Source organism: Rugamonas fusca, assembly GCF_014042365.1.
Taxonomy (GTDB): domain Bacteria; phylum Pseudomonadota; class Gammaproteobacteria; order Burkholderiales; family Burkholderiaceae_D; genus Rugamonas; species Rugamonas fusca.
In genome coordinates this window covers 610,063-623,143 of record NZ_JACEZS010000001.1, presented here as the reverse complement: position 1 = coordinate 623,143, position 13,081 = coordinate 610,063, and the positions used below count along the sequence as shown (strand labels likewise).

Annotated in this window: 9 protein-coding genes and 2 pseudogenes; 5 read left to right on the top strand and 6 right to left on the bottom strand. The window is 62.1% G+C overall.

Annotated features, from left to right (window positions below; all coding sequences use genetic code 11):
• Positions 1-97 precede the first annotated feature (97 nt).
• The 3 genes from H3H36_RS02710 to H3H36_RS02700 are packed head-to-tail and all read left to right on the top strand — an operon-like array spanning position 98 to position 6,315.
• Complete coding sequence (locus H3H36_RS02710; protein ID WP_182213688.1) at positions 98-3,673, top strand: hybrid sensor histidine kinase/response regulator; 3,576 nt, start codon at positions 98-100, stop codon at positions 3,671-3,673.
• Positions 3,670-5,301 (top strand): ATP-binding response regulator, encoded by a 1,632-nt coding sequence (locus H3H36_RS02705; protein ID WP_182213686.1) that lies wholly within the window; start codon positions 3,670-3,672, stop codon positions 5,299-5,301. The genes H3H36_RS02710 and H3H36_RS02705 overlap by 4 nt, the downstream gene beginning before the upstream one ends.
• 27 nt (positions 5,302-5,328) lie before the next feature.
• Positions 5,329-6,315 (top strand): response regulator, encoded by a 987-nt coding sequence (locus H3H36_RS02700; RefSeq protein ID WP_182213683.1) that lies wholly within the window; start codon positions 5,329-5,331, stop codon positions 6,313-6,315.
• A 269-nt stretch (positions 6,316-6,584) separates the two neighbouring features.
• Here H3H36_RS02700 and tnpC read toward each other — a convergent pair whose 3' ends face one another.
• The 4 genes and pseudogenes from tnpC to H3H36_RS27835 all read right to left on the bottom strand — a co-directional run.
• A complete protein-coding gene (tnpC, locus tag H3H36_RS02695; protein ID WP_182213681.1) occupies positions 6,585-8,147 on the bottom strand; it encodes an IS66 family transposase in 1,563 nt (520 codons plus the stop codon).
• Positions 8,148-8,176: 29 nt separating this feature from the next.
• Positions 8,177-8,524, bottom strand: coding sequence for an IS66 family insertion sequence element accessory protein TnpB (gene tnpB / locus H3H36_RS02690; protein WP_182213675.1), 348 nt, complete (start codon positions 8,522-8,524; stop codon positions 8,177-8,179).
• Positions 8,521-8,898: an IS66-like element accessory protein TnpA gene (tnpA, locus tag H3H36_RS02685; protein WP_220459584.1), complete on the bottom strand. Its 378-nt coding sequence runs from the start codon at positions 8,896-8,898 to the stop codon at positions 8,521-8,523. The genes tnpB and tnpA overlap by 4 nt, the downstream gene beginning before the upstream one ends.
• 765 nt (positions 8,899-9,663) lie before the next feature.
• Positions 9,664-10,293: pseudogene (locus H3H36_RS27835) on the bottom strand (ArdC family protein); the annotation flags it as partial.
• Here H3H36_RS27835 and H3H36_RS02675 point away from each other — a divergent pair.
• Both H3H36_RS02675 and H3H36_RS27675 read left to right on the top strand, forming a co-directional pair.
• Positions 10,283-10,447: pseudogene (locus H3H36_RS02675) on the top strand (integrase core domain-containing protein); the annotation flags it as partial. The pseudogenes H3H36_RS27835 and H3H36_RS02675 overlap by 11 nt on opposite strands.
• A gap of 45 nt (positions 10,448-10,492) precedes the next feature.
• Positions 10,493-10,966 (top strand): transposase, encoded by a 474-nt coding sequence (locus tag H3H36_RS27675; protein WP_375539564.1) that lies wholly within the window; start codon positions 10,493-10,495, stop codon positions 10,964-10,966.
• On the opposite strand, the gene H3H36_RS02665 is transcribed toward H3H36_RS27675, so the two are convergent.
• The gene (locus tag H3H36_RS02665; RefSeq protein WP_229219667.1) at positions 10,922-12,346 is read right to left on the bottom strand and encodes a tyrosine-type recombinase/integrase; all 1,425 of its coding nucleotides are present in this window, start codon (positions 12,344-12,346) and stop codon (positions 10,922-10,924) included. The genes H3H36_RS27675 and H3H36_RS02665 overlap by 45 nt on opposite strands.
• A 326-nt stretch (positions 12,347-12,672) precedes the next feature.
• On the bottom strand, positions 12,673-13,080 hold the full coding sequence (locus H3H36_RS02660) for a type 2 periplasmic-binding domain-containing protein (protein ID WP_182213664.1): 408 nt from the start codon (positions 13,078-13,080) through the stop codon (positions 12,673-12,675).
• Position 13,081 lies beyond the last annotated feature (1 nt).

Genomic DNA, 13,081 nt, shown 5'->3' with positions numbered 1-13,081 from the left:
TCCACTAGGCGGAGGTGGTGGCCGTCTTTACTATCTCACGATTAGAGATTCCTCCAGGAAACTTTTATGGTGGAAGCGACAGCATACGGAGGCGGCGTTGGCATTACCCATATTAAAGAAACTCTCGATCCGGCAGAATTTCAAGGTTCTCGCTGGCTCGGTAGCTGTGCTGATGAGCATGACCTTGCTGGCCTATAGTGCGGCCGACCGCAGCAATGCCGAACTGGACGCGGCTAGCCAGAACCGCTACCAATCCTTTTTGCTGGCGGCCGAGCTGCGCCAAAGCTCGGCCGATCTCACTCGCCTGGCTCGCACCTTTGTGGAAACGGGCGAAGCGGCCTATGAACAACAGTATCTGGCGGTTATCGAGATCCGCGACGGCAAACGCCCGCGGCCGCAAAATTACGAACGCATCTACTGGGACTTCGTGTCCGCCGACGGCCGCGCGCCCTCACCCGATGGTATCGCCGTACCGCTGCGGCAGCTCTTGCGCGATGCGCATTTCAGCGCGGTCGAGATGGCAAAGTTGAGCGAAGCCAAGATCAAGTCCGACCAGTTGGCCAGGACCGAACTGATCGCCATGAACGCAGCCAAGGGCAAGTTTGACGATGGCCATGGCGGCTTCACCGTTCTGCGCCTGCCGGATCCGCAATTGGCGCGCGACCTGCTGTACAACCATGCCTACCACGTCATGAAGGCCGAGGTGCTGCGTCCGGTGGACGACTTCCTGGCCCTGCTGGACCAGCGTACCGCTGCCGCCGTCGCGATCGCCCATGGCCATGCGAAGCGCATGGCCATGCTGGTTTATGTGCTAAGTGCCGTGACGCTGGCCACGCTGGCGCTGATGCTGTTGTGGGTGTACCGCGCCATCCGCGACCCGCTGGCACAGGCGGTCGAGATCGCCCACCGAATCGCAGCTGGCGATATGAGCGGCGAAATCGAGGTTGGCAGCGGTGGCGAAACCGGCCAGCTGCTGGCGGAACTGGCGCGTATGAAGGCCGCCCTGCAGCAGTACATGGCCGACAACCGCTTGCAGCTGGACCGCATGGTCGACATGACCCAATCGATTCCGGTGGCGGTGTTCCAGCTACGGGTGCTGGAAGATAATCAGGTGCGCTTCAAGTTTATCGGTGCGCCGGTCGGCGAGCTCATCGGAGTGGATGCGTCCGAACTAATGCAGGATGCCCAGGCCTGCTGGCGCCATGTGGAACCGCAGGTGGCGGCCGAATTGCGCGCTGCACTCGACTGGCAGCAACTCGGCGACGGCACAGGCATCATCGACACCGTGGTACCTGTGGAGTGGGACGGCCAGCAGCGCTGGGTGCGTTGGCACGCACGCGCGCACACGGCGCCGGGCAAGCGTGGTGTCTGGAGCGGCTTCTTCGAGGATGTGACGGCGGCGCGCGCGACCGAGCAGGTGCTGCGGCACGCCAAGGAGGTGGCCGAAGCCGCCTCGCAGGTGAAGTCCAGCTTCCTGGCCAATATGAGCCACGAGATCCGCACCCCGATGAACGCCATCCTGGGTATGTCGCACCTGGCGCTGCGGTCAGACCTGTCGGCACGCCAGCGCGACTATGTGAGCAAGATTCAGCGCGCCGGCCAGCATCTGCTAGGCATCATCAATGACATCCTGGATTATTCGAAGATCGAAGCAGGCCAGATGGCGGTCGAGCGCATCGACTTTAACCTCGACAGCGTGCTCGATAATGTGGTCGGCCTGGTCAGCGAGCAGGCCCACAAGCGCGGCCTGCAATTGTTCCTCGAAGTAGGGCCCGAAGTGCCGCACGAGCTGAGCGGCGATCCCTTGCGGCTGGGCCAGATCCTGATCAACTTCGCCAGCAATGCGGTCAAATTTACCCACGAAGGTACGGTCATGCTGGCGGTCCAACTAATGGAGCGCGACGGTGATGACGCCTTGCTGTGCTTTAGCGTCAGCGACACCGGCATCGGCCTGACACCGGAGCAGCGCGCCAATCTGTTCCAGTCGTTTAGCCAGGCCGATACCTCGATCTCGCGCAAGTATGGCGGCACTGGCCTGGGCTTGGCGATCTCGCGCAAGCTTGCCGCGCTGATGGGCGGCGAAGTTGGGGTTGACAGCGTGCCGGGCGAGGGCAGTACCTTTTGGTTCACGGCCTGGCTCGGGACCAAGTGTAGCCAGCGTCGCCTGCGCCACGCCGGCTTGAAGGGCTTGACAGTGCTGGTCGTCGATGACGAAGCCAGCGCCCGCCAGCTGGTCGGCAATCAATTGCGCGCGCTGGGCCTGGAGGTCGGCTTTGCCGCCAGCGGTAGCGAAGCGCTGCGCCTGCTGGAGCAGGCCGACGTTAGCAGGCAGCCCTATCAGTTTGTGCTGCTGGACTGGCAGATGCCGGGATTGGACGGGGTGCAGACCGCCAAGGCGATCCAGGCGCTGCCGTTGGCCCAGCCGCCGCACCTGGCGGTGCTGAGCGCGCACGCGCGGCACGAGTTGCGCCAACAGGCAGCCTTTCTGGGCATCGAACAAGTGCTGAGCAAGCCGGTCAACGGTTCGCTGCTGTTCGACACCATGATGCACTTGGCCAACCTGGAACCGGACCAGGTGCCGGATGAAGCGCTGCCGCCGGTGGCTGTGGCCAGCCTACCGAGCATCCACGGCGCGCGCGTGCTGCTGGTCGAGGATAACGAAGTGAATCAGCAGGTGGCGAGAGAAATGCTGGTTGGTGCCGGACTGCAGGTCGACATCGCCAATCATGGCGCCGAATGCCTGACCATGTTGGACCGGCAGCACTATGACCTGGTGCTGATGGACATGCAAATGCCGGTCATGAATGGTTTGCAGGCCACCGAGGCGATCCGAGCCGACGGTCGCTACGCCGACCTGCCCATTGTCGCCATGACCGCCAACGTGCTGACCGAAGACCGCGAGCGCTGCCGCGAGGCTGGTATGAATGACTTCGTTGGCAAGCCTATCGAGCCAGAGGCGCTATGGGCGCAGTTGCTGCGCTGGATCCCTGCGCGACCGGTCGGCAGCGAAGCTGCGCCCGCGGCAGCGCCAAGGCCTGCCGCATCGACTACCACCATACCGCATATCGCCGGCCTGGACACGGCGGCTGGCCTGCGGCGCATGCTGGGCAAGCAGGCCGCCTATCGCAAGATGCTGCACACCTTCGTGCGCGACCAGGGTAGTTTGCCGGTACGGCTGTCGGACTGCCTGGAAGTGAGCGACCGCAGTGGCGCGGGTGCCTTGCTGCACACTTTGCGCGGCGTGGCCGGCAATATCGGCGCGGTCAAGGTTCAGATGCTGGCGCAGCAGATGGAGCAAGCGCTGGGACGTGAAACCCCACAAGAGCTGGAGGCCCGTCAGGTGGCGCTGGTACTGGAGCTGGAGCGGGTGCTGACCGCTATCGTGGCGGCGTTCCCGGAGCGGGCCGAGACGGCGCAGCCGGCTCTGATGAGCGCCGAAGATCGGCAACTGTTGGCAAGCGTTTGTCCACGCTTGCTGCTTTTGTTGGCCGATAACGACTCACAGGCCGAGCGCCTGCTGCAGGAGCATACCGGACTGCTGGCGGGCGCCTTCGGCGACAGTGCGGCCGCCGTCGCGGCCGCGCTGGAGCAGTTTGACTTCGAGCAGGCCCATGGCCTGTTGTCTGAAGCCTGGCGCGCCAGCCAGGCCAACGTGGAAGAGGGGGCAGCATGAGCCTGGGAGCGATCCGCTTTCTGGTGGTCGACGATATGGAAGTAATGCGCAAGCTCACCGTCGACCAGTTGCGCGCGCTGGGCGCGCTACATATCGAGCAGGCCCAAGATGGCCAGGCCGCGCTCAAGCTGCTGCGCAGCCAGCACTTCGACCTGGTGCTGGCTGATTGGAACATGCCGGTCATGAGCGGCATCGACCTGCTCAAGGCGGTACGCGCGGATGCGCATCTTGGTTCGCTGCCGATCATCATGGTGACAGCGGAGTCGCAGCATGGCCGGGTGCAGGAAGCGATCGCCAACGGGGTGTCCGACCTGCTGGTCAAACCCTACACGACCACCCGGCTGGGCGATAAGGTGATCAAGGTGTTGCAACGCAGCGAGCGGTTGAAGGCCGCTGTGCGCGCCGCAGCCGAAGCAGAGCAGCAGGCCGCGCGCGATGCCGCGGCAGCCGCGATCGCGGCTGCCGAAGCGGCGGAGGCTGCTGCGTCGGCGGCAGCAGCGGCAGCGGCAGCAGCGGCAGCGGAACTGGAGCCCGATCTGGACACGCGCCTGTCGATTCTAGCTGTGGATGATACACCCGACAACCTGCGCCTTATCTCGCGCATATTCGAGGACAATTTCAAGGTCCGTCTGGCACACAACGGCGAGAAGGCTTTGGCCATCTGCACCTCAATCACGCCGCCCGATCTGCTGCTGCTAGACGTCATGATGCCGGGCATGGACGGCTTTGAGCTGGCACGGCAGCTTCGCGCCCATCCCAACTGCGAACACCTGCCGATCATCTTCGTGACCGCAATGGACGACGTGGCGGCGCAGCGACGCGGCTTAAGTCTCGGCGCGGTCGACTACATCACCAAGCCGATCGATCCCGACTTGTTAAAACTGCGGGTGCAGAATTTCGCCCGCTGGATCCACCGGCAGAAAGAGCGCCAGGGTGAGTACGACGAAATGCTGGCTCAGGCGCGTCTGCGCGAAGACATCGACCGCATGCTGCGGCACGACCTGCGCGGGCCATTGGCCGGTGTGGCCGGCCTGGCCGATCGCTTGGCCGAGCAGCTGTCCGATGTCGCGCAGCTACCGCCCGGGCAAAAGGAACTGGCGAAACTGATCGCCCGCAGCAGCAACGATGCCTTGGACAGTATCACGCTATCAGCTGAGCTGTTCAAGATCGAGACAGGGCGCTATACACGCCGCAGCACGCCGGTGGCGTTGGCTCCGCTGCTGGCGCAGGTGGCGGCGCTGGCCCAAGCCAGCTTCACCAGCAAGGATATCCGTATCGAATGCGAAACCGCCGTCGGGGCGGACACCGTCGGCGATGCGCTACTGTACAACGCGGTGTTTCATAACCTGCTGAAGAATGCCTGCGAGGCCGCGCCGCCGTTCTCTGCGGTGCAACTGTGGCTCCTGCCCGGCGCAATACTGACAGTAGTGGTGGCGAACCAAGGCGTGGTGGCACCGGCCATGCGTCATCGACTGTTTACCAAATACGTAACCAATAAGAGCGGTGGATCCGGCCTCGGCACCTATTCCGCCAAGTTGCTGGTGGAAGCGCAGGGCGGGCGGATCGTGCTCGACTGTGACGACGCACTAGACCGCACCGTGGTGACCGTCACATTGCCGACGCCATAGCCCTGTTATCTTTCACGAAAGGATTTCATGATGGACAAAAAGTTGATACTGGCGGTGGACGACGAAGCCGGCAACCTGCAATTGCTGGACCAGATCCTGGGCGATGACTACCGCCTGTTGCTGGCCAAGGACGGCGAGCGCGCGCAGGTGCTGGCGCGCGAGAAGATGCCGGCGCTGATCCTGCTGGACGTGGTGATGCCCGGACTGGGTGGCTACGACGTGTGTCGCCGGCTCAAGGCCGATCCGGCCACGGCCGGCATTCCGGTGATCTTCGTCACCAGTCAGAGCGACGTGGCCGACGAGCTGTTGGGCTTCGGCTGCGGCGCGGTCGATTACATCAGCAAGCCGGTCAGCCCGCCCATCGTGCAGGCGCGCGTGCGCACCCATCTGTCACTGGTGCGGGTCGAAGAGCTGCTGACCAGCCGGCTGGCGATCGTGCAGCGGTTGGGACGTGCCGCCGAGTACCGCGACAATGAAACCGGCATGCACGTTATCCGAATGAGTCATTATGCGCGCCTACTAGCGCTGGCGGCAGGCTTGAGCGAGGAACTGGCCGACGAATTGCTGCACGCGGCCCCAATGCACGATGTAGGCAAGATTGGTATTCCCGACCAGGTCCTGCTCAAACCCGGCAAGCTGGATGCCGAAGAGTGGGCGATTATGCAGCGCCATGCAGCGATCGGCGCAGACATCCTTGGCGAAGATTCGTCCGGTATGCTGCAACTGGCATACCGCATCGCGCTTGAACACCACGAAAAATACGATGGCAGCGGCTATCCGCGTGGGCTGGCGGGAGAGCAAATCGACATCTGCGCGCGGATCGTGGCGATCGCCGACGTGTTTGATGCCTTGACATCATCCCGACCCTACAAGGAACCATGGCCGCTGGACCAGGTCATCGAATATCTAGTGGCGCAGCGCGGCAAACACTTCGATCCGCACTTGGTCGATCTTTTCTTAGATCTTCTGCCCGAAGTTGATTTGGTACGGCGCCGCTGGCAAGACACGCATTAACGCCAGTGTCGCCTTTAGCAGATTTCATCCTCCACACCTTGCGGAGGACAATGCCAGAGCGCTCCCCCGGCGGATAATTTTGCGGTTCACCCTGGTCAGCCGCGCTATCTCGCGCTGGCTGGCGCCGTTCGCCAGCAGCGTGGCGACTGTGGTGCGTTTGTTTGGTTTCAAGACGTTCACCCTTCCATACTCCCCTTCGATGGTTGAAGGGGTAAGGTTACGTCCTGCCAGCGGGATTACTCTCCGGAGACCGGCAGCCTACGGCAGCGCTAAACGGTCAGGAGGTGGGGGATTTTGACCCGGCCTGGGGTGGGGGATTTTGCCTGGCCAACGGGGGCAATGCGAGTTAGCACATGGCGTAGGTAAACCTGCGGATCGATGCCATTGAGCTTGGCGCTGACGATCAGCGAGTACATCGTTGCGGCGCGCTCGCCGCCGCTGTCAGCGCCCATGAACAGGAACTTCTTGCGACCAAGGCAGCACGTTCTGAGCGCGTTCTCGGCGATGTTGTTGTCGATCTCGGCCAAGCCATCATGGCAGTAATACACCAGCGCCTGCCACTGGTTGAGCATGTAGTTGATGGCCTTCGTCGTGTCGGACTGGGTCGACAGTGTGAGCAGCCGTGCCCTGAGCCAGAGTTCAAAGTCGTCGAGCAAGGGCCGCGCCTGCTCTTGCCGTATGCGCTTTCGGTGATCTGGTAGCTGACCACGGATGTGTTCTTCAATGGCATACAGTTCGCCGATCCGCCGCAACGCCTCGGTCGTTGTCACGGTTGCCTTGCGCACGTGCAGATCATGGATCTTGCGGCGGGCGTGCGCCATACATGCTGCCTCGCGCACGCGGCCATCGGCGTAGATTTTATCGTAGCCCGCAAATGCGTCCGCCTGGAGAACACCGGTAAAGTTGGCCAGGTGCGACTGCGGATGCTGGCCTTGGCGATTCGGCGTATAGGCGAACCATGCGGCCGGCGCAGCCGTTGAGCCGGAGCGCCGGTCGTCACGTACGTAGACCCACAAGCGTGCAGTCTTGGTTTGACCATTTCCCGGCGCCAGCACCGGCATCGGCGTGTCATCCGAATGGATCTTGCCCGGCTGGAGCACATAGCGCTGCAATGCATCGACCAGAGGGCGCATCAGCGCCCCGCAAGCGCCGACCCAGCGCGCCATCGTCGAACGGTCAAGCTCGACGCCGTCACGCGCGTATATGGCGCACTGGCGGTACAGTGGCAGGTGGTCGGCGAACTTGGCGACGAGTATGTGCGCCAGCAACCCTGGTCCGGCGATGCCGCGTTCGATAGGACGGCTTGGTGCTGGCGCCTGCACGATGTGATCACAGCAGGCACAAGCCTTCTTGCGCCGTATATGGCGAATCACTTTGAAAGCCGAATCGATGAGCTCGAGCTGCTCGGATACATCCTCGCCCAAGGGTTTGAGCTTGCCGCCGCATTCCGAACAGGCCTGATCCGCTGGTTCGATGACATTGTCTTCGCGTAGCAAGTGTTCTGGCAGCGGCTGGCGCGCCGCCTTGCGCGCGTTCGATCCTGGCAGCGCAGCTTTCTGCCCACTGGCACCATCCTCCGCAAGCAGATCCTCTAGCCGCGTTTCCAGTTGCTCGATCTTGCGGTCGAGCTTTTCGGACTTGCGACCGAACTGCATCCGCTTGAGTTTGGCCAATTGGAGCTTGAGCTGCTCGATTTCCAGCGAACGGACATTGAGCGCCTGCTCCAGCGTTGTGACAGTATCACGCAGCTGTTGGACTTCGCCGTCGCGCTGCATCAGCAGCGCTTTCAAGGCTTCAATATCGTCGGGGAGTGAGGTGGGACTGGAAGGCATGCGCGCAGTTTACGCGCATGTTTGAACGTTTACAACACCGACATGAGGGGCGCGGTGCGTTCGGGCTGTTTCCAGTTGATGCCTTCGAGGAGCATCGACAGTTGAGCTGGCGTCAGATGGACTTTGCCCTCGGTCGCCTGCGGCCAGATGAAGCGGCCGTGCTCGAGGCGCTTGGCAAACATGCACAGGCCATCGCCACTGGACCACAGCAGTTTGATCACGTTACCGCGTCGACCACGAAACGCAAAGACGTGACCGCTGAATGGATCGTCCAACAGCGCGCTCTCCACCTTGGCCGCCAGGCCATTGAAGCCGCAGCGCATATCCGTGAAGCCCGCAGCGATCCAGATGCGTGTGCCCGCCGGCAGCCCGATCATGGACGCAAGCTCTGGAAGATCGTTCTAAGCAGCGCAGCGTCGACGCCCTCATGGACGCGCACCACCGCATCGGCGAAGATGATCTCGACCGCAATCGACGCGGTAGCGGGTGCACGGGCTGTCGCCGCAGTTGGCGCCGCCATCGGTGAAGCTTCTGTAAGCACAACCGGAAGCAACGTAGTACGCGCGTCCGGCATATCGTCAAGGAGCCCGGCGCGATACTCGCGCCGCCACTTGATCACCATGTTTGCGTTGACCCCGTTGGCCATCGACAGTTTCGACACCGACACCCCGGCTTCGCACGCGGCGGCCGCGAGCTGTCGCTTGAACTCGACCGGATAGTTCGGCCGCCCTTTCCGGTTTCCCGGTTTCATTTCAGTATCCAAAGTGGTTCCCATCATAAAAGTAGTGGGAACTACTTTGGCGGCCAGGGCTACCTACGTCCAGACGTTACGGGCGAGTTTGGCTGCCTTCTCGTGCTCGGTTGCCGTCGAGTGGGCATCGATCAGAGCCAGGCGTTCCGCCAGTTCGTCGGCTTCGCGTTCCGAACCAAACGATGCCAGCATGGCAAAGCCGCCGTCGACGTGTTGCGCGAACACTCCCCAGCCGTCCGGCCGCGCGCCCTTGGGCAGCAGCGTCGTGAAGACCTGTTCGCCCTCAAGCGTCTCGGTTCCGAAGCCATCGACTCGGACGCGCCCGTTCCAGTCCGCCGGCAGTGGAAAGCCGAGTGCATCTTCCGATTCGCGCGCCAGTTCGTCTGCGTCGCCACCGCGTTCACGCCCATATGCGCGGCCAGTGGGCGGGCCAAGTCGCGCGGCCGCCAAGGGAGCGTCGACCAGGCGCTGCTCGGCTGCTTCGGACGCCCGTTCGATTTTCTCTTGCGTGGCCTCGCCATCGGCAGGCAAGGCGTGCCTTTGCCAGAACGGGTTTTCCGCATCCACCGGACTCATGGCCTGCAGCACGCTGCGCATCTTTTCCACCTGCTCGGGGCTCGCCTGGTCCAGCGCCCGCAGCAGCGTCCCTTGCTCCACGCGCGCCACAGTCCACGCTTCAACGCGCAGAGTCGCGCCATCCGCATCCATGCCTTCTCGGGGAATGCCCATGTCAACCTCCGTTGCGTTTTGCACGGCCGATACCGGTGCCTGCTCCGCGCTGGCCGCGTTCTGCCGGCCCATCTGAGCCGACTCGTCCTGGACCAGTTTCTCGTCTAGGCCGAGGACGAAGTCCTGGATTTTTTCCGCGTCGGCCGCCGCGCGGAATATCTCCAGCGGATCGTCCTGCAAGACCTTAATCCAGGAGTTCACGTAAGCGGCGTGCTGCTTGGTGTCGTGCCCGATTCCAATCGCGTCGCCGAGGATCATGCTCGCTATCTCCGCGCGCAGTTCCTCCTTCGCGTAACCTTCGCTGCCAAATGGATGCACCAAGTCCCGCGAGAGACGCGATTCATGTCCGGTCCAGTGGCCCAGCTCATGCAATGCAGTGGCGTAGTAATTGTCGGCCGTCGGGAACTGTTCCTTGTCCGGCAGATGAATGCTGTCTGTTGACGGGCGGTAGAAGGCGCGGTCGTATTCGCCGTGGTGCACAGTAGCGCCGGATGTCAGCAGGATCTGTTCGGCGCGCTCGATGGGGTTCCAGGTCTGCTCCCGGCGCTCGATCGGCGGCAATCCCTCGATCTGCTCTGCGTTGAACACCGTAGCAAAGAACACACGTGGGCGCTCCAACCGGACCGATTCTTTGACCTGCTCTCCACGCGCGTCGACGATCGGCTTGGCGCAGTACTTCGCGTTCTACAACGAAGAGCGGCCTCACCAGTCCCTTGGCTACCAGACGCCGGCCAGCGTCTACCGCAGTGGTATCGGAGGTGGTGCGCTGATCGTCGACAAGTACGGCAGCACGGAAGTGGCGGTGCTCGAGGCAGCGTGAAAACAAGCCCTGCCGGGGGCGGCCACTGGAGGATGATGCCCTCCAGTGGCACGGAAGTGGAATCACGGGGCAGCGCCGACCAGCTGCGGCATTGGAAACGGACACAGCTTAAACTCGCTGAAAGATTGTCTTGACCGATGGGTCCACTTTACAGCGCCGACCAGCTGCGGCATTGGAAACGGACACAGCTTAAACTCGCTGAAATATTGTCTTGACCGATGGGTCCACTTTAAGACATTCGAGCCGAGCCTGAAGCTGGAAGTGGTTCGGATGATCAAGGAACAAGGCCTGAGCGTCCAGAACGTCAGCGAAAGCATGAGCATCGGCCAGACGGCGATCCGGCGCTGGCTGACGCAGTACGGCGCCGAGCAGAACGGCCAGCCAGGCATTGGCAAACCACTTACCGCCGAGCAGCAGCGCATTCGGCAGTGTTTCCTTCTGCGACGCGCGTCAATACCAATCCCACCGTCAAGATTAATGGTCTTCGTCCGTCAAGATATCGGATATGCGGGAGCCTAGCAAATTCCAAGCATCGCGCTTTTCGATCGCATAGTCGTGATGTAGGTAATGGCGTCGCACTTTACTGCCAGGGAGGACGTGGTTCTGGCAACGGTCGATGACTTCCAATGAGACCCCAAGGGCCTGCATCAAGGTGGCGCCAGTGCGACGTAAATCGTGCGGTGTCCATGCGCCGAATTCACCGTTGCCCAGCACTAGGGAATCGTCGTGGCGCCGGTTTTTCATCGGCTTGCGCGCGCTGCCGTCGCGGCTATTTTTGAACCTGGTTTGGCGGTCGCCGATTTGCTTGGCGATAGACTTGGGGGCGAGATGGCTGAGCGTGTCCCTCGCTGGAAAGCACCACGGGGTGTGGCCGGTGATTTCGTGGAGAAGCTTAAACTGCTCGAGCGAGAAGTCGGAGAGGAAGACATCAAGGTTGGCCACCCGTCTCTTGACGTTCTGGCGCGGGATGAACCATTTCGCGGTGTTGAAATCGATATGTTCCCATCGGGCCATCGTCAGTTCGCCGACCCGGCATAGGGTGGACAGCATGATCCAGATGGCGTACTGGGTGGTCTTTTCCAGCGGCTGTTTGCAAGTGCGTTTGTTGGGGGCTTTGTCGTACTGGTCCTGCATCTGTTGGAGTATGTGGTGCAGCTCCCGGATTTCCGTTGGCGCGAGGACGCGGTCTCGCTGGTTGTCGAGGTCGAAGTCAGGACTGACGATCTTTTCGATCTCGATCAGCTCCATAGGGTTGCCTTCGATGAGCAGCTTGCGCCAGGGCTGGCGCTTCTCGGCCCAGGAAAAGGCTTGGGTGAGGTCGTTGCGGACGATGACGGCGGCGCGGTTGGCGCCGCGCTCGACGATGGTGCGCAGGATCGTGCGCAGTTCATTTTCGGTCAATGCGCGGACAGGCAGTTCTCCTATCTTGGGCAGGACGTCGGCCTGAAAGGCGCGCTTGATCTGGGCATTATCGTTTTTTCGGCGGACGCCGTCGGCCAGCCAGGCGTCGTACATCTGCCGGAAGGTCAGATTTTCCTGCTGTTCCTTCTGCCGGCGTGCCGCCTCGGCGGCTTGCTGTTCTTCCCGCTGTTTTCGCTCTGCCTTTCGTTGTTCTTCCGCCTGCACCTGAATGTCGATGCCCTGACGGGCGAGGACGTGGATGGCGGCCGCTTCGCTCCTGGCGTCGGCCAAGGAGAGGTGGCTGTCGTCGGTATGGGGCCCGTAGGGCTTGGGGAGCCGATAGTCACGCTGGCGCCCGGCGGCTGAGTAGCGGACCACCCAGATCTTGGTGCCATCGGGCGAGATGCGTAGCTGCAAGCCAGTGTCCACCTCGATCCGCTGCGACCGGTCAGAGGGGCGAAAGGCGGCAATTTCGCGCGCGGTCAACTTCCCTTTCATCTGTTTCCCTCCAGCCTCCGTGCACTAGGTATACACTAAAAATCATTCGCTTCCAGCGTATCAAGATGAATGCCGGCGGATATTGATGAGCTGCAAGTTATTGATTTGATGGTGTTTTGTAATTCATGAAAACTTGCTGCGGATGTATACGGATGAGCACAGAAGCGAATGGGGTGCAAGGGGTCGGAAGTTCGAATCTTCTCGCCCCGACCAATAGATTCAACGGATAGGCCAGTCTTCGGACTGGCCTTTTTCGTATCCGGGACTTTTACCCCTGCTGCGCGCCCGCCGCCCCGGTCGGGGCGGGGCGCGCAACGCGCCAACCGCTACGGCAGGGTCAGGATGACCTTGACGGTATCGTCCACGGCCGCCTTGTCGATGTAGGCGATGGCCTTGGGATCGGCGGCGACGGCCTTCTTGATCTCGGCATTGGAGGCATATTCCTTCGGCGGCGTGGCCTTGCCGGTAAATACCAGCTTGGACCAGATGGCCTTGACCTGGGCCGGATCCTTGTCGGCCACCTTGCGGTAGAAGTCGGCGCGGATGGCCGAGCCTTCCGCCTGGTCGATGGGCGTGAACATGGCCGACTTACCGAGGAAGAACTGGGACGCCTGTTCCGAGAACATGCGCGTGGCCGGGTTCTGCTTGCTCACGATGACCACCGTTTCGGCACCGGCCGAGAGGGCGGCGGCCGACAGGGCGCACAGCAGGGAGGTTTGGATCAGCAGTTTCATG